A 16,066-nucleotide genomic window follows, 5' to 3' on the forward strand; every position below is an offset into this window, starting at 1 on the left:
GGACTCCCGTGTCAGACCTGCGACTCGGTGTCATCGGACTCGGCCTGCGCCGTTCCATCGCGATGTCCGCCCACCACCCCGGACAGGGATCGGCGATCACCGCCGTCTGCGACCTCGACCCCGAGGTGCGCCGGCGCGAGGCCGAGCGCTTCGGCACCGATGTCGCGGTCGAGGACTACAAGCTGCTCCTCGACCGGGACGACCTCGACGCGATCATCATCGCCACCCCGGACGACACCCACGAGGTCATCGCGATCGACGCGCTGCGGGCCGGCAAGGCGGTCTTCGTCGAGAAGCCGCTCGGTATCACCGTCGAGAGCTGCGACAACGTCCTGCGCGCCGCGTACGAGACCGGGACCCGGCTCTACGTCGGCCACAACATGCGCCACATGGGCGTCGTGCGGCTGATGCGCGACATCATCGCCCGGGGCGACATCGGTGAGCCCAAGGCGGTGTGGGTACGCCACTTCGTGGGCTACGGCGGCGACTACTACTTCAAGGACTGGCACGCCGACCGGACCCGCACCACCGGACTGCTGCTCCAGAAGGCCGCGCACGACATCGACGTGCTGCACTGGCTGGCCGGCGGCTACACCAAGCGCGTCAACGCGCTGGGCGACCTGCTCGTCTACGGTGACCTGCCGCGTCGCGAGGCCGGCACCCCGCGCCCGGACAACTGGCTGCGCGAGTTCGACTGGCCGCCGACGGCCCGCAAGGACCTGCACCACATCGTCGACGTCGAGGACGTCTCGGTGATGAACATGCAGCTCGACAACGGCGTCGTCGCCGCCTACCAGCAGTGCCACTTCACCCCGGACTACTGGCGCAACTACACCGTGATCGGTACCGAGGGGCGGCTGGAGAACTTCGGCGACAGCCCCGGTGACGAGGTCAAGGTGTGGAACACCGGCCCCAGCGGCTACCGCGCCGACGCCGACATCACCTACCGGGTGCCGGAGGCCGGCGGTTCGCACGGCGGCGGCGACACCCGGATCATGGAGGAGTTCTGCCGGTTCGTGCGCGACGGGGGCGTCACCGACACCTCGCCGGTCGCCGCCCGGATGAGCGTCGCCGCCGGTGTCCTCGCGACCCGCTCCCTGCGCGAGGGCGGTGCGCCCCACGACGTGCCGGCCCTCGACCCCGAGCTGATCGCGTACTTCGAACGCGGTCAGGTCCGTTCCTGAGGATCTGACCGGGATGGCCGGACAGGGCCCCGGCCCTGTCCGGCGGGTTTCACCGCACGAGATGCACCGAGCCGGTGCATGCAAGAGCAACGATCCCCATTCCCCCCATCAGAAGCAGGTGCAACGCATGACCCTGCGCCACTTGTTCGGCACGATCACCGCCACCGCCGCGGCAGCCGCTCTGGCCCTGCTCGGCACGGCGCCCCCCACACAGGCCGCGGAACTCGGCACGACTCCCGGCACCTACACCAACTACTCCTTCTCCGGTGCCCCGGTACTGACCGACGTCACCTGGTCCACCACCGTCCTGCACGACCCCGGATACCGGGCGAACATCTTCTGGAGCCATCAGTTCGGCTTCGACAAGGGCAGCGGCGCGTACATCGGGATGCAGTCCAACGGAGGGTCGAAGCGGACGTTCCTCTTCTCCGTCTGGGACGTCTCCGAGGCCACGGCGGGCTCCACCGGGAGCTGGTGCCAGTCCTTCGGCGGGGAGGGCGAAGGCATGAGCTGCCGGATGAACCTCGACTGGACCGCCGGCCACCGCTACACCTTCAAGGTCGCGGCCGAGGGCGGCGGCTGGTTCGGCGCCACCGTCGCGGACGCCACCACGGGCGCCTCGTACAAGCTCGGCACCGTCAAGACCCCGGCCACCGCGATCTCGCCGTCCGGGATGGTCGACTGGACCGAGTACTTCGAGTGGAACAACCCGCGCGCCACCTGCTACGACCAGCCGTTCAGCGACGCCCGCTTCGGGGTGCCCACCGGTAACGGCGGTACGGTCACCGGCGCGGTCGCCGCCACGTCCAGCAGCGACAACGCCTGCGCGACCCGGATCGATGTCGCCGCCGGTGCGACCGTGCAGAACCTCTCCGTCGGAAACTCGGTGCGTGGCGCGGTGACCGGGCCCGCCGGGAAGTGCCTGGACGCCTTCGGCGGTGTCGCGGACGGTGTCGCCGCCGACCTCTACACATGCTCGGGCGGCGCCAACCAGGCCTGGGTGAGAGCGGCCGACGGCACGCTGCGCCTGCCGTCCGACTACTGCCTCACCGCGGACGGCACGGGCAACGGCGCGGCCGTGCGGGTGCGCGACTGTGCGGGAACCGGTGCGGGCGGGGCGGTCACCGATCCGGCCCGGCAGTGGACGTACAGCGCTTCCACGCACGCACTCGTCAACAAGGCCTCCGGCCGCTGCCTCGACGTCCCGGGGAGCGTCACCACGAACGGGACGGCGCTCGAGGTGTGGGACTGCCACGGCGGCGCCAACCAGCAGTGGAGCGTGCCCGCGACCTACTAGGGCCTCTCGTTCGAGTTCGAGCGCGGCGCCCTGAGCGACGAGCCCCCCGGCGGACCGTTCCCAGCGGTCCGGCGGGGGGTTTTCAGCGTCGGTTTTCAGCCATGCTCGGTGGGTAATCGGCCCTTTCCGGTTTGACGGCGGCCCGCCGCGCACCGGTGACGCAAGTGAACATGTCCGGTCGCTTTCCGCCTGATCATCCGAATCATTCCCTGTGGTGCAGGGCTTCCCCGGTCTCGTACGGTCACCGGCCAGCGGCCGTAGGCGTGCGTAAGGGTCGGTTTCACGCCAACCGGTGAGCAATGTGGCCGGGTTCGAACGCGCGGCCGGAAACCGGTCGGCATAATCGCGTCCATGCCGATCACGGGTGGAGACGTCGTTGACCTGGGCCGGGGCCTGTACGCATGGCTCCCGCCGAAGCGGGGCTGGGGGCTGGCCAACTGCGGTCTGCTCGTCTCGCCCCGTGGTGCGCTCTGGATCGACACCCCCTATGACGCGGTATTGGCGGGGCAGTTCCTGGCCGAGAGCACGAAATTGCTCCCCGACGGGGTCTCCATCGACCGGGTGATCGTCACGCACGCCAACGGCGACCACTTCTGGGGCGCGGGGGTCCTCCCGGACGCGGAGATCATCGCGACGCGTGAGGCCAAGGAGCACATTCACTACGAGCCCACCCCGCAGCAGCAGCACGCACTGGTCAACGGCAGTGATCCGGCCACCGACCTCGGCGCGTACCTCGGGCGTCACTTCGGCCCGTTCGACTGGTCGCAGACCGAACCGGTCCGGCCGACCACCTACTTCACCGGGGAGCTCGAACTGACCCTGGGCGAGTACCCCGTCCACATCTCGGCCCTGCCGCCCGCGCACACCGTGGGGGACCTGATGGTCCACCTGCCCGCACAGGGCGTCGTGTTCAGCGGCGACATCATCTTCTCGTCGACGCCGCAGCAGCCCGGCGACCACCCGATCCACTGGGCCGGCCCGATCGGCAACATCATCGCGGCCTGCGAGCAGATCCTGGACACCGGCGCCGAGACCGTCGTACCGGGCCACGGCCCCGTTCTCGACCGGGCCGGGGTCCGCGACCACATCGTCTACCTCGAGTACGTGCGGGAGCGCGCCCACGCGTTCCACGCCGCCGGAGTGCCCGCCATCGAGGCGGCCCGCCGGGTGATCGGCGAGGGACGCCACCCCGAACTGGGGCTCCCCGAGCGGCTGGTGGTGACGATAGGCAGCGAGTACCGCGGGCTCGACGGATCCGAACTGCCCAGCGTGCTCCAGGTGATGTCGGACGTGGCCGCCATCGCGCAGGAAGTGGAGCAGGCCCGTGGCACGGCAGGCCGGGCGGGCTGACCGCCAGGTCCTCCGCCGCCCCGGCCGCAGGACCGACCCGACGACAGAAACGCGGTAACGGCATGGGATGGATCCTGGCGGTGATCGCCGTCATAGCCGCTGTGACGGCGACGGCGCGCTCGTACGGGGCCGCGCGCTCGGAACAGCTGGCCGTGGCCCGTGCCGAACTGTCCGACCGCCAGGCGAAGGCCGCCGAGGCCCGGACCGCGGCGCTCGTCGACGAGATACGGCAGCTGGCGCGCAAGCGGATACCGGCCGCCGCGCTCGCCCTCTCCCACCCCAGCGCGCAGGTTCCCGGACTGCGGGAGGCGGCCGAGGTCGACGGCGCCGCCGCCCTGCTGCTCACCGAGGCCGTACAGGCCGCCCGGACCGCGGTCACCGAGGAGCGGCAGCGCGTCGACGCGGCCGCCCGCGCGGCGATGCGCGGCACCTCGGCCAAGATCCAGTCCCTGCTCAACCAGTCCCAGCAGCTGCTGCACGAGCTCCAGCACGAGTACGACGACCCGCGCATCCTGCAACTGGACTTCCGCAACGAACTCGCGCTGCGCCGCACCCAGTCCACCGCCGTGCTCTGCGACGCCTGGCCCGGCCTGGCCCGGCAGAACTCCCCGCTCGTCGAGGTCGTGCTCGGTGCCCAGTCCCGGGTCGCCGGTTACGAGCGCATCAAGGTCGCCAACCATCTGCGCGACGAGCGGCTCGCGCTGGCCGCCCGGGCCGCCGAACCCCTCGCGATCGCACTCGCCGAACTGCTGGCCAACGCCACCGCGTACTCGCACCCCGACACCGATGTGCAGGTGACGGTCCAGCAGAGCGGCGGCCGGGGCGCCTTCCTGGTCGTCGACGACGCGGGCATCGGCATGGACGACGACGCACTCGACCGGGCCCGCGCCCTGCTCGCCGGCCCGTCCGAGGTGCTGCTGACCGAGCTGGGCGACCCGCCGCAGACCGGCTTCGCGGTCATCGGCCGGCTCGTGGTGCAGTACGGCTTCCACTGCCACATCGAGGCCTCGCCGTTCGGCGGCATGCGGACCATCCTGCGCGTCCCCGCGCACCTGCTGACCGTGCTGGAGGGGGACCGCGACCTCTCCGCCCTGGTACCGGCACCCGTGTCGTCGAAGCCGGCTCCCGCGGAACCGGCCGCCCCGGCCGCGCCCGAACACCACGCGCCGGAGCCCGCCCCCGCGGAACCCTCGGGGCTGCCGAGCAGGCGCCGGCGCGCACCGCGCCCCGCCCCGGCCGCTGCCCTGGCCGCCGCCCCGGCCCCCGTACAGATTTCCCGTACACCGGAGCAGGCCGAGTCTTCCTGGGCGGCGCTCCAGCAGGGCACCCTCAACGGCAGGAGCGTCACCGGGCGGGCCCCCGCACCGGATTCGGACGGCCACGAACACCTGGACGACCAGGACGACCAAGGAGACGACGAGACGTGAGCGCCCCCAGCCCGACCACCGGTGACCTCGCATGGGTGCTGACCCCGCTGCTGGAACTGCCCGGGGTCCAGCATGCCGTGGTCGCCACCGGTGACGGCCTCGTCGAGGGCGCGTCGGCCGGCCTCGACCGGGCCTCCGGCGAACGGGTCGCCGCGATGACGGCCACGCTGCACGCCGCGGCCCGTGCCTTCACCACGGCCTTCACCGACATCGAGGCCCCGCAACTGGCCCAGACGGTCGTCGAGTCCGACCTGGGCTTCGCCATCGTCGTCCCGGCCGGGAAGAACACCACGCTCGCCCTGTTCGCCGAACCGGGCGCCAAACTCGGCGACATCGCCTACCAGATGCAGGTGCAGGTCACCGCGCTGACCCGGGCGATGCACGCACCCGCCCGCCAACCGGACACCACCGCCCGGCCATGACCCCCGGCCCAGCACGCCGTCTGATCCCCGCCTATCTGGTCACCGGCGGCCGGTCCCGCCCCGCCGGCCCCGCACTCGACCGGCTCGCCGTGCTCGTACGCACCGATGCCTCCCTGCCGGACGACACCGGCTCCCAGCAGCGCCGACTGTGCCAACTGCTGGAACCGGGAGCCCTCACCGTCGTCGAGTGCGCGGCCCATCTGGACCTGCCGGTCAGCGCCACCGTCTTCCTGGCCACGGATCTCGCGGCCGCCGGACTTCTGCTCATCCGACCGCCGATACCCAGTGCCGGGGAGATCGACCGGTCACTTGTCGAGAGGCTGCTCGTTGGACTCCGCTCCCTCCCCTGACCGGACCGGCGTCGGCTATCTGCCCGCCGCCGCCCGGACCCTGATGAAGCTCGTCGTCACGGGTCCCTTCGGCGTGGGCAAGACCACCCTGATCCGTACGCTCTCCGAGATCGCCACCCTGCACACCGAAGAGGCGATGACCCAGTCCAGCACCCTGCTCGACGACACCGCCGGACTCCCCGAGAAGACCACCACCACGGTCGCCATCGACTTCGGACGGCTCACCGTCCCCGACGACCTCGTGCTCTACATGTTCGGCACGCCCGGCCAGGAGCGGTTCCTGCCGCTCTGGGACGACATCGCACGCGGAGCGCTGGGCGCGCTCGTCCTGGTGGACACCCGGAGGCTCGGGGACTCCTTCGCCGTCATGGACATGGTCGAGGAACAGGGACTCCCGTACGCCGTGGCCGTCAACCGCTTCCCCGACGCACCCGCCCACACCGACGAGGTCCTGCGCAAGCACCTCGACCTCGATGCCGGGACCCCCCTGGTCCAGTGCGACGCGAGGGAGCGCCGCGGCAGCATCGACGCCCTGATCGCGCTGGCCGAACACGCGCTGACCCGCATGCCGCAGCCCGAGGACCCGTCATGACACCGTATGTCCAGCCTCCGCAGCCCCTTGCCCTCTACGGACCGGGCTTCGCGGCCGACCCGCTCGGGCACTACCGCAGGCTGCGTGAGCACGGCCCGATCGCACCGGTCCGGATCGCCCCCGGCGTCGAGGCGATGCTCGTCACCGACTACCAGGCGGCCATCGACCTGCTGCGCGACACCCACACCTTCAGCAAGGACCCACGCGCCTGGCAGAAGACCGTCCCCCCGGACTCGCCGGTGCTGCCCGTGCTCGGCCACCGGCCCACCGCGCTCTTCAGCGACGGCGCCGAGCACGCCCGCTACCGCGAGGCCATCAACGACACCCTGGCCCTGATCGAACCGCATATCCTGCGGGCCGAGGTGGCCAGGGTCGCCCAGCAGCTGATCGGCGAGTTCGCCGCCACCGGCAGCGGCGACCTCATCGCCCAGTACGCCCGGCTGCTCCCGCTGCACGTCTTCGTCACCTGGTTCGGTGTCGATCCCGAGGACGGCGAACGGATCGTGGCAGGTGTCGGCGGGATGATGAACTCGGCCGAGGGCGCCGCCGCCGCGTACGCCGACCTCGTCGACGTCGTCACCCGCCTCGTCGCCGCCCGGCGCGCCCGGCCGCGCCGCGATCTGACGTCGTACTTCCTCGCCCACCCGGCGCGTCTGGACAACGACGAGACCGTGCGTCAGATCACCCTGCTGATGAGCGCCGGCCATGATCCGTCGACCAATCTGATCGGCAACGCGATCCTGCACATGCTCACCGACGAGCGGTACGCGGGCTCACTGCACGGTGGTGCGATGACCGCCCACGAGGCGATCAACGAGGTCCTGTGGCAGGCCCCGCCGATCGCCAATCTGGCCGCACACTATCCGCGTCACGACACCGAGTTCCACGGCGTCCGGCTGCGCGCCGGACAGCTCGTCCTGGTCTCCTTCGGAGCGGCCAACACCCAGTCAGGACCGGCCAACACCCAGTCAGGACCGGCCAACACCCAGTCAGGACCGGCCACTTCGGACACCGGTGTGCGCTCCGGAGCCAGCGCCCACCTCGCCTGGTCGGCCGGGCCCCACCGATGCCCGGCGAAGCAGCCCGCCCTGCTGATCGCGATGACCGCGATCGAGCAGCTCACCAGCCAGCTGTGCGATGCGGAACTCTCCGTTCCGGTGAGTGAACTGCTGTGGCGGCCCGGACCGTTCCACCGCGCCCTGGCACACCTGCCGGTACGTTTCACCCCCCTCGACACCACGGCGGCTGCGAGCTCCGCGCAGGCGCGCGCCGGCGAACCGGCCGTGCCGATCGGCTCCTGAACCGTGTCGCTGGTAGGCCGAACGGGTGAGGGGCGAGAGAATTGCCCGATGAACAGTGAGCGCAGCCGGCGCAACGCCAACCGATGCACAGACGGGGTGGTCCGGTGAGCAGGTACGACAGGTATGACGTCACCGACGAGCAGTGGGAGGGGCTGGCTCAGGTCGTACCGCTGCGCAGCCGCAACGAGTGGCCCTCCCGGGTCGACCACCGCACGGTCCCGGACGAGCCGCAGGGCGCCGAGCAGCGGCGCATGGTGGTGCTCCGGGTCCAGATCTTCGCGGACGCGCGCGAGGTCGCCGAGTACCTGGTCGCGCAGATCCCGGTCCTCCTCGATCTGACCAGCGCCGAGGGTGATGTGGCCAAGCGGATCCTGGACTTCACCAGCGGTGTCGTCTTCGGGCTGGGCAGCGGGATGCACCGGGTGGACCGCAATGTCTTCCTGCTGTCGCCCATCGGCATGGAGGTCGAGGGCGTGACGGCTGCGGGCGTGCCGGGGGCGTAGGAGGCGCAGGGGTGCCGCGGCGGATGCGCGGGCGTCCCGGCTGCGCGGCGGGGGTGCGGCTGTGCGGGGTGCGCGGGGCGTCGCGCCCGCGCGCCGGGGGCCCGCGGGGCGCAGGCGCGGCGGTGGTAGACCTGGGGCCGTGACAGAACGCGACGTACAGGCACTGCAGCAACGGCTCGCCGCATTCGCGGCCGCACGCGACTGGGGGCAGTACCACACCCCGAAGAATCTGGCGTCGGCGCTGAGCGTCGAGGCATCCGAACTCATGGAGATCTTCCAGTGGCTGACGCCGGAACAGTCGGCGCGGGTGATGAGGGACCCCGCGACGGGGCCCCGGGTGGCGGACGAAGTCGCCGACGTCCTCGCCTATCTGCTGCAGTTCTGCGAGGTGCTGGGCATCGATGTGCTGGCGGCACTGGAGGCCAAGATCGAGCGGAATGAGGGCCGCTTTCCGGTGCCGGAGCCGACAGACCACCAAGATCGTCACTCTGTGGAGTGATCGATTTATGAACAGTTGAATGAGTGTCCACAGATTTCCGAAATCCCCTGGCCTTTCGGTACCACCACCCTCACTGTGGGTAATGGAAGAGGTGAGCGGGTTTTCGCGTCGAACGGGGGCAACCGATGGAAGCGGAGCGGCTTGTAGCGGTCATCAGGAGGGCGCTGGCGCAGAGCCGGGGCACGCCCGACATCATCGCCGAGGCCTGGCAGGCGCAAGCCCTGGCCCAGGCGATCGGGAGCCGGCTGGCGGCGAGCGGTCCCAAGGAGTTACGGGGCGAGGCGAGCGGACTCAGTGAGATCGGCGGGCGGAGCAACGGGGCGCTGGAGCACCCGGCGGCCCGCGCCGGGGTGGCCCGGGCGGTGCAGCTCTCCGAGGTCGCGGACCCGCGCACGGCGCTGACCGGTCTGGGCGCGCTGCTCGGGGAGGTCGGGATAGCCCTGGTCGGCGTGGCGTGCGAGACCGATGAGCAGGGCCTGTACTGGCAGTGCATGGAGGCGATCGACGCCGCCGACGAGTCGACCGACCGGGTGCACGGAATGCTCCGGCTGCTCGACGAGCGGGACCGGGAGCGCCGGCAGGATCTGGAGCGCGGCCGGGAGCGGGACGGCCCTCATGGGGTGCTCCACGGACCGGTGGGACCGGCAGCCGACATGCAGTGAGCGCGGACCGGTGGGGCCGGGAGCCGGCGTGTATTGGGCGCGGACCGGTGGGGCCGGGAGCCGGCGTGTAGTGGGCGCGGACCGGTGGGGCCGGGAGCCGGCGTGCGGTGAGCGCCTGGCGTCCGGGGCCCCGGACGCGGCGGCGCGCGGGACATTCAGGCCCCGCACACGGCGGCGCGTGGAAGGAGCGGGAGAGGAGCGCGAGACGTCCGGAGGTGCAGGATGGATGCATGGATCTTCGAATCTTCACCGAGCCCCAGCAAGGGGCGAACTACGACACGCTGCTCACCGTCGCCAAGGCCGCGGAGGACCTCGGCTTCGACGCCTTCTACCGTTCCGACCACTATCTGCACATGGGGCAGGGTGACGGGCTCCCCGGTCCGACGGACGCCTGGATCACCCTGGCGGGACTGGCGCGCGAGACCAAGCGGATCCGCCTCGGCACCCTGATGACGGCGGGGACGTTCCGGCTCCCCGGTGTGCTTGCCATCCAGGTGGCGCAGGTCGACCAGATGTCCGGCGGCCGGGTCGAACTGGGCCTGGGGGCAGGCTGGTTCGAGGAGGAGCACAAGGCCTACGGCATTCCGTTCCCCAAGGAGAGGTTCGGCCGGCTGGAGGAGCAGCTGGCGATCGTCACCGGGCTGTGGGCGACCGAGGCCGGCAGGACGTTCAGCTATGACGGCACGTATTACCAGCTCACGGACTCGCCCGCGCTCCCCAAGCCCGCGCAGGCCAAGGTGCCGGTGCTGATCGGCGGATACGGCGCGAAGCGGACGCCGCGGCTGGCTGCCCGGTACGCCGACGAGTTCAACATCCCGTTCGCCTCGCTGGAGGACAGCGAGAAGCAGTTCGGCCGGGTCAGGGAGGCGGCCGCTCAGGCGGGCCGCGGACCGGACGACCTGGTGTACTCCAACGCCCTGGTCGTATGCGTCGGCAAGGACGACGCCGAGGTGGCGCGCCGTGCCGCGGTCATCGGACGGGACGTGGCGGAGCTGAAGGCCAACGGCCTGGCGGGCTCGCCCGCCGAAGTGGTCGACAAGATCGGCCGGTTCGGGGCGATCGGCGCGTCCCGGATCTACCTCCAGGTGCTGGACCTCGACGACCTGGAGCACCTGGATCTGATCTCGTCGCAGGTCCAGTCCCAGCTCGGCTGAGAGAGGAGCCCCTGTGTCCCCCGACCGCCCGCCGGTCCGCCCTCCCGACCGCCCGTCCGACCGGGCTCCCGACCGCGCGCCGGTCCGGCATCCCGGGACGCCGTCGCGCACCCTGGCGGCCGCGCTCGCCGAGGGCACGGTCCTCCTCGACGGCGGACTCTCCAACCAGCTGGAGGCGCAGGGCTGCGACCTGTCCGATGCCCTGTGGTCAGCCCGGCTGCTGGCCGACGGTCCCGGGCAGATCGAGGCGGCCCACACGGCGTATGTGAGGGCGGGTGCCCAGGTGCTCATCACCGCCAGTTATCAGGCGAGCTTCGAGGGGTTCGGGCAGCGCGGGACCGGGCGGGCGGAGGCGGCCGGACTCTTCGCCCGCAGCGTGGAGCTGGCGCGGCGGGCGGCGGGCGCGGTGGACCGGGACGTGTGGGTCGCAGCGTCCGTCGGTCCGTACGGGGCGGTGACGGCGGACGGGGCGGAGTACCGGGGCCGCTACGGGCTGTCGGTCCGGGAGCTGAAGGGCTTCCACCGCCCCAGGATCGAGGCGCTCGCCGCCGCAGGTCCCGATGTCCTGGCGCTGGAGACGGTGCCGGATACGGACGAGGCACGGGCGCTGCTGCGGGTGGCGGGGGAGTGCGGGGTGCCGGTCTGGCTGTCCTACACCGTGGCCGGAGGGCGTACCAGGGCCGGCCAGTCGCTGGAGGAGGCGTTCGGTCTCGCCGCCGGAGACGAACAGGTGGTGGCGGTCGGGGTGAACTGCTGCGACCCGGCGGACGTGGACGACGCTGCCCGGACGGCGGCGGCGGTGACCGGAAAACCGGTCGTCGTCTATCCGAACAGCGGGGAGCGCTGGGGTGCCGGGAGGCGCGGGTGGACGGGGGACGTCACGTTCGGCCCCGGTCGGCTGCGGGAGTGGCAGGACGCGGGCGCGCGGCTGGTCGGCGGCTGCTGCCGGGTCGGTCCCGCCGCCATCGCGGAACTGGCCGTACTGCTGGCCGCGGAAGGGACAACCGGACCTGGGGAGGAGTGAAATTGCCTGGTCGGAGCAAGCGAACCGGACCATACTCGGACGTGTGTTCCTGACGATCAGTACCACCGGCATCCCGGAGCGTCCCGCCACCGATCTCGGATTTCTGCTGCACAAGCATCCCGAGAAGGCGCAGACGTTCTCCACCTCCCATGGCACCGCGCATGTCTTCTACCCCGAGGCATCCGCGGAGCACTGCACGGCGGCGCTGCTGCTGGAGGTGGATCCCGTGGCGCTGGTGCGTCGGGGCAAGGGCAAGGGCCGGGGCGGCGCCCCCGACGCGGCCCTCGCGCAGTACGTCAACGACCGCCCCTACGCGGCGTCCTCGCTGCTGTCCGTCGCGATGAGCACCGTCTTCAAGTCCGCGCTGAGCGGCACCTGCAAGGCGATGCCGGAGCGCGCGGCGGCTCCGATGCCGCTGCGGATCGAGGTGCCTGCCCTTCCGGCCCGTGGTGGTGCCGAGCTGGTGCAGAAACTCTTCGGGCCACTCGGCTGGTCGCGGGTGGAGGCGGTGGCCGTACCTCTGGACGAGAAGTTCCCCGAGTGGGGGGACTCGCGCTACGTACGGCTTGTGCTCGAGGGCGAGTTGAGGCTGGCCGACGCGCTGCGCCAGCTGTACGTCCTGCTGCCGGTGCTCGATGACGCCAAGCACTACTGGGTGGCGCCGGACGAGGTGGACAAGCTGCTGCGGGCCGGTGAGGGCTGGCTGGCCGATCACCCCGAGCAGAAGCTGATCACCAGCCGTTATCTGTCCCGGCGCTGGGGGCTGACCCGGCAGGCGATGCAGCGGCTGGAACTGGTGCGGCTCGCGGAGTCGGACGACCTCGACGTCGAGAGCATCGACAACGCCGTCGACGAGACGGCCGACACCGAGGAGCGGCCGGTGCCGCTCGCCGAGCAGCGGCGGGCCGCGGTCCTGGCGGTGCTGACCGCTGCCGGGGCGAGCCGGGTGCTCGACCTGGGCTGTGGCCAGGGCCAGTTGGTACAGGCGCTGCTGAAGGACGTGCGCTTCACCGAGATCGTCGGCGTCGACGTCTCGATGCGCGCCCTCACGATCGCCTCGCGCCGGCTGAAGCTGGACCGGATGGGGGAGCGGCAGGCTGCCCGCGTGACGCTCATGCAGGGCTCGCTCACGTACACGGACAAGCGGCTGGGGGGCTACGACGCCGCGGTGCTGAGCGAGGTCATCGAGCACCTCGACCTGCCGAGGCTGCCCGCGCTGGAGTACGCGGTGTTCGGCTCGGCGCGCCCGCGCACCGTGCTGGTGACGACGCCGAACGTCGAGTACAACGTCCGCTGGGAGACCCTCCCGGCCGGGCACGTCAGGCACGGTGACCACCGCTTCGAATGGACCCGGTCCGAATTCCGGGACTGGGCGGGCGAAGTGGCCGGCCGGCACGGGTACGAGGTGGAGTTCGTACCCGTGGGACCCGACGACCCCGAGGTGGGGCCGCCCACCCAGATGGCCGTCTTCACGATGACCGCGGCCGACGGAACCGGGAAGCCCGCAGCAGCTCCGAGGACCGGCACGACCGGGACCGGCGGGACCGGCACGACCGGGACCACCGACACCAACGAGACCGACACCAACGAGACCGGCACGACCGAGACCGGCACGACCGAGAAGGAGGCGAAAGCCGCATGAGCAGTACCGGTGAAAGCACCACCAGCCGCACGCGCACCCTGCCGGTGACCGACCTCTCCCTCGTCGTCCTCATCGGGGCGAGCGGCTCGGGCAAGTCCACCTTCGCCCGCAGGCACTTCAAGCCGACCGAGATCGTCTCCTCCGACTTCTGCCGTGGCCTCGTCGCCGACGACGAGAACGACCAGGGCGCCAGCCGCGACGCCTTCGACGTCCTGCACTACATCGCGGGCAAGCGCCTGGCCGCCGGCCGGCTGACCGTCATCGACGCCACCAACGTCCAGTCCGAGAGCCGCCGGCAGCTGGTGAAGCTGGCCCGGGAGCACGACGTGCTGCCCATCGCGATCGTCCTGGACCTGCCCGAAGAGGTCTGCCGCGCCCGCAACGCGGCCCGCCCGGACCGCGCCGGCATGCCGCGCCATGTGATCCAGCGCCACCGCCGCGAGCTGCACCGCTCGCTGCGCGGCCTGGAGCGCGAGGGCTTCCGCAAGGTCCACATCCTGCGTACCGAGGAGGACGCCGAGCACGCCGAAGTGGTGCTGGAGCGCCGCTACAACGACCTCCGCCACCTCACCGGCCCGTTCGACATCGTCGGCGACATCCACGGCTGCAGCTCCGAACTGGAGACCCTGCTCGGCAAGCTCGGATACGTGGACGGGACGCACCCCGAGGGCCGCACGGCGGTCTTCGTGGGAGACCTCGTCGACCGCGGCCCCGACAGCCCCGGCGTGCTGCGCCGCGTGATGTCCATGGTGTCGGACGGCAACGCGCTCTGCGTGCCCGGCAACCACGAGAACAAACTCGGCCGCTACCTCAAGGGCCGCAAGGTCCAGCAGACCCACGGGCTGGCCGAGACCATCGAGCAGCTGGAGCGGGAGGACGCCAAGGACCCGGAATTCCGGGAGCAGGTCAAGGAGTTCATCGACGGGCTCGTCAGCCATTACGTGCTGGACGACGGAAAGCTGGTCGTCTGCCACGCCGGACTGCCCGAGAAGTACCACGGACGCACCTCCGGCCGGGTCCGCTCGCACGCCCTGTACGGCGACACCACGGGCGAGACCGACGAGTTCGGCCTGCCCGTGCGCTATCCGTGGGCGGAGGACTACCGGGGCAGCGCCACCGTGGTCTACGGCCACACGCCGGTCCCCAGTACCTCGTGGATCAACAACACCATCTGCCTGGACACCGGGGCCGTGTTCGGCGGGAAGATGACCGCGCTGCGCTGGCCGGAGCGCGAACTCGTCGACGTACCGGCCGAGCAGGTCTGGTACGAGCCCGTGAAGCCGCTGACCACCGAGGCGCCGGGCGGCCGGGAGGGCCGGCCGCTGGACCTCGCCGATGTGCAGGGCCGCCGGGTCGTGGAGACCCGGCACATGGGCCGCGTCGCGGTCCGCGAGGAGAACGCGGCGGCCGCGCTCGAGGTCATGAGCCGGTTCGCGGTCGACCCCCGGCTGCTCGCCTATCTGCCGCCGACCATGGCACCGACCGCCACCTCGCAGGAGGAGGGCTATCTTGAGCACCCGGCCGAGGCGTTCGCCCAGTACCGGGCGGACGGCGTGACCGCGGTCGTGTGCGAGGAGAAGCACATGGGCTCGCGGGCCGTGGCCCTGGTCTGCCGGGACGCCGACGTGGCGCGCGAGCGCTTCGGGGCAGGCGGGGCCCTGGAGGGCGGGGCGGGCCCGACGGGCGCGCTGCACACCCGTACCGGACGCCCGTTCCTCGACGACGCCGCGCTCACCGAGACCGTGCTCGGCCGGCTGCGCGAGGCGGTCACCGCTGCCGGACTGTGGGAGGAGTGGGACACCGACTGGGTGCTGCTCGACGCCGAGCTGATGCCCTGGTCCCTCAAGGCGGCCGGACTGCTGCGCTCGCAGTACGCGGCGGTCGGTGCCGCGTCCGGCGCGGTCCTGCCACCGGCCCGGGCGGCGCTCGAGGCAGCGGCCGCGCGCGGCCTCGACGTCGGCGCGCTGACGGACCGGCAGAAGGGCCGGGCCGAGGACGCGGCGGCGTTCACCGAGGCCTACCGCCGCTACTGCTGGAGCACCGAGGGCCTGGACGGGGTGCGGCTGGCACCGTTCCAGATCCTGGCCGTCCAGGGCCGCTCGCTCGCCTCCGTACCCCATGACGAGCAGCTGGCCTGGCTGGACCGGCTCGTGGAGCACGACCCCACCGGCCTGCTCCAGGTCACCCGGCGCCTCGTCGTCGACACCACCGACGAGGCATCGGTCCGCGCGGGCATCGACTGGTGGCTGGAGATGACCGGCCGCGGCGGCGAGGGCATGGTGGTCAAGCCGCTCGGCGCGCTGGTCAGGGACGGCAAGGACCGCCTCGTGCAGCCGGGCATCAAGGTGCGCGGACGGGAGTACCTGCGGATCATCTACGGCCCCGAGTACACCCGCCCGGAGAACCTGGAACGGCTGCGCGGCCGCTTCCTCGGCCACAAGCGGTCGCTCGCCCTGCGCGAGTACGCCCTGGGCCTCGAAGCCCTGGACCGGCTGGCCGAGGGGGAGCCGCTGTGGCGGGTCCACGAGGCCGTCTTCGCGGTCCTGGCCCTGGAGTCGGAGCCGGTGGACCCCCGGCTGTAGGGCCTGCCGGCGGGCCGGGACCATGACAGGTCCCGGCCCGCCGGAAGAACCGGCTGGCGATTCGCCGGGTGAACGGC

At 71.7% G+C, this 16,066-nt stretch carries 15 protein-coding genes; all 15 read left to right on the forward strand.

Annotation, left to right across the window (positions count from 1 at the left end):
• Positions 1-8: 8 nt before the first annotated feature.
• Complete coding sequence (locus tag OG782_RS29035; RefSeq protein ID WP_406455895.1) at positions 9-1,184, forward strand: Gfo/Idh/MocA family protein; 1,176 nt, start codon at positions 9-11, stop codon at positions 1,182-1,184.
• Positions 1,185-1,311: 127 nt separating this feature from the next.
• Positions 1,312-2,481 carry a ricin-type beta-trefoil lectin domain protein gene (locus tag OG782_RS29040; protein WP_406455897.1) on the forward strand — a complete coding sequence of 390 codons (1,170 nt, stop codon included), beginning with the start codon at positions 1,312-1,314 and terminating at the stop codon, positions 2,479-2,481.
• Between the two features lie 351 nt (positions 2,482-2,832).
• Positions 2,833-3,831, forward strand: a complete 999-nt coding sequence (locus OG782_RS29045) for an MBL fold metallo-hydrolase (protein WP_406455899.1) — start codon at positions 2,833-2,835, stop codon at positions 3,829-3,831.
• 62 nt (positions 3,832-3,893) lie between these two features.
• On the forward strand, positions 3,894-5,258 hold the full coding sequence (locus OG782_RS29050; protein ID WP_406455901.1) for an ATP-binding protein: 1,365 nt from the start codon (positions 3,894-3,896) through the stop codon (positions 5,256-5,258).
• On the forward strand, positions 5,255-5,680 hold the full coding sequence (locus tag OG782_RS29055) for a roadblock/LC7 domain-containing protein (protein ID WP_406455903.1): 426 nt from the start codon (positions 5,255-5,257) through the stop codon (positions 5,678-5,680). Before OG782_RS29050 ends, OG782_RS29055 begins: the two co-directional genes overlap by 4 nt.
• Positions 5,677-6,030, forward strand: a complete 354-nt coding sequence (locus OG782_RS29060) for a DUF742 domain-containing protein (RefSeq protein ID WP_406455905.1) — start codon at positions 5,677-5,679, stop codon at positions 6,028-6,030. The genes OG782_RS29055 and OG782_RS29060 overlap by 4 nt, the downstream gene beginning before the upstream one ends.
• Positions 6,008-6,622 carry a GTP-binding protein gene (locus tag OG782_RS29065; protein ID WP_406455907.1) on the forward strand — a complete coding sequence of 205 codons (615 nt, stop codon included), beginning with the start codon at positions 6,008-6,010 and terminating at the stop codon, positions 6,620-6,622. Before OG782_RS29060 ends, OG782_RS29065 begins: the two co-directional genes overlap by 23 nt.
• Positions 6,619-7,923 carry a cytochrome P450 gene (locus tag OG782_RS29070; protein ID WP_406455909.1) on the forward strand — a complete coding sequence of 435 codons (1,305 nt, stop codon included), beginning with the start codon at positions 6,619-6,621 and terminating at the stop codon, positions 7,921-7,923. The genes OG782_RS29065 and OG782_RS29070 overlap by 4 nt, the downstream gene beginning before the upstream one ends.
• Before the next feature lie 83 nt (positions 7,924-8,006).
• Positions 8,007-8,426 carry a cell division protein SepF gene (locus tag OG782_RS29075; protein ID WP_406455911.1) on the forward strand — a complete coding sequence of 140 codons (420 nt, stop codon included), beginning with the start codon at positions 8,007-8,009 and terminating at the stop codon, positions 8,424-8,426.
• Positions 8,427-8,565: 139 nt separating this feature from the next.
• A complete protein-coding gene (locus tag OG782_RS29080; protein WP_406455913.1) occupies positions 8,566-8,925 on the forward strand; it encodes a nucleotide pyrophosphohydrolase in 360 nt (119 codons plus the stop codon).
• 125 nt (positions 8,926-9,050) lie between these two features.
• Positions 9,051-9,587, forward strand: a complete 537-nt coding sequence (locus tag OG782_RS29085; protein WP_406455915.1) for a DUF6099 family protein — start codon at positions 9,051-9,053, stop codon at positions 9,585-9,587.
• A 230-nt stretch (positions 9,588-9,817) separates the two neighbouring features.
• On the forward strand, positions 9,818-10,741 hold the full coding sequence (locus OG782_RS29090; protein ID WP_406455917.1) for an LLM class F420-dependent oxidoreductase: 924 nt from the start codon (positions 9,818-9,820) through the stop codon (positions 10,739-10,741).
• Positions 10,742-10,853: 112 nt separating this feature from the next.
• Positions 10,854-11,765 carry a homocysteine S-methyltransferase gene (mmuM, locus tag OG782_RS29095; RefSeq protein ID WP_406459330.1) on the forward strand — a complete coding sequence of 304 codons (912 nt, stop codon included), beginning with the start codon at positions 10,854-10,856 and terminating at the stop codon, positions 11,763-11,765.
• A 43-nt stretch (positions 11,766-11,808) separates the two neighbouring features.
• Entirely contained in the window at positions 11,809-13,407 is a 1,599-nt protein-coding gene (locus OG782_RS29100; RefSeq protein WP_406455919.1) for a 3' terminal RNA ribose 2'-O-methyltransferase Hen1, read from the forward strand.
• Complete coding sequence (locus tag OG782_RS29105) at positions 13,404-15,989, forward strand: polynucleotide kinase-phosphatase (RefSeq protein WP_406455921.1); 2,586 nt, start codon at positions 13,404-13,406, stop codon at positions 15,987-15,989. The genes OG782_RS29100 and OG782_RS29105 overlap by 4 nt, the downstream gene beginning before the upstream one ends.
• Positions 15,990-16,066 lie beyond the last annotated feature (77 nt).

The sequence above is a fragment of the Streptomyces sp. NBC_00876 genome (genome assembly GCF_045207435.1).
Classification (GTDB): domain Bacteria; phylum Actinomycetota; class Actinomycetes; order Streptomycetales; family Streptomycetaceae; genus Streptomyces.

Bases quoted from the DNA above. Each gene is read 5' to 3' on its own strand.
- OG782_RS29045 (WP_406455899.1), top strand. From the start codon at position 2,833: ATGCCGATCACGGGTGGAGACGTCGTTGACCTGGGCCGGGGCCTGTAC.
- OG782_RS29060 (WP_406455905.1), top strand. From the start codon at position 5,677: ATGACCCCCGGCCCAGCACGCCGTCTGATCCCCGCCTATCTGGTCACC.
- OG782_RS29090 (WP_406455917.1), top strand. From the start codon at position 9,818: ATGGATCTTCGAATCTTCACCGAGCCCCAGCAAGGGGCGAACTACGAC.
- OG782_RS29075 (WP_406455911.1), top strand. From the start codon at position 8,007: ATGCACAGACGGGGTGGTCCGGTGAGCAGGTACGACAGGTATGACGTC.
- OG782_RS29070 (WP_406455909.1), top strand. From the start codon at position 6,619: ATGACACCGTATGTCCAGCCTCCGCAGCCCCTTGCCCTCTACGGACCG.
- OG782_RS29050 (WP_406455901.1), top strand. From the start codon at position 3,894: ATGGGATGGATCCTGGCGGTGATCGCCGTCATAGCCGCTGTGACGGCG.
- OG782_RS29105 (WP_406455921.1), top strand. From the start codon at position 13,404: ATGAGCAGTACCGGTGAAAGCACCACCAGCCGCACGCGCACCCTGCCG.
- OG782_RS29040 (WP_406455897.1), top strand. From the start codon at position 1,312: ATGACCCTGCGCCACTTGTTCGGCACGATCACCGCCACCGCCGCGGCA.
- OG782_RS29085 (WP_406455915.1), top strand. From the start codon at position 9,051: ATGGAAGCGGAGCGGCTTGTAGCGGTCATCAGGAGGGCGCTGGCGCAG.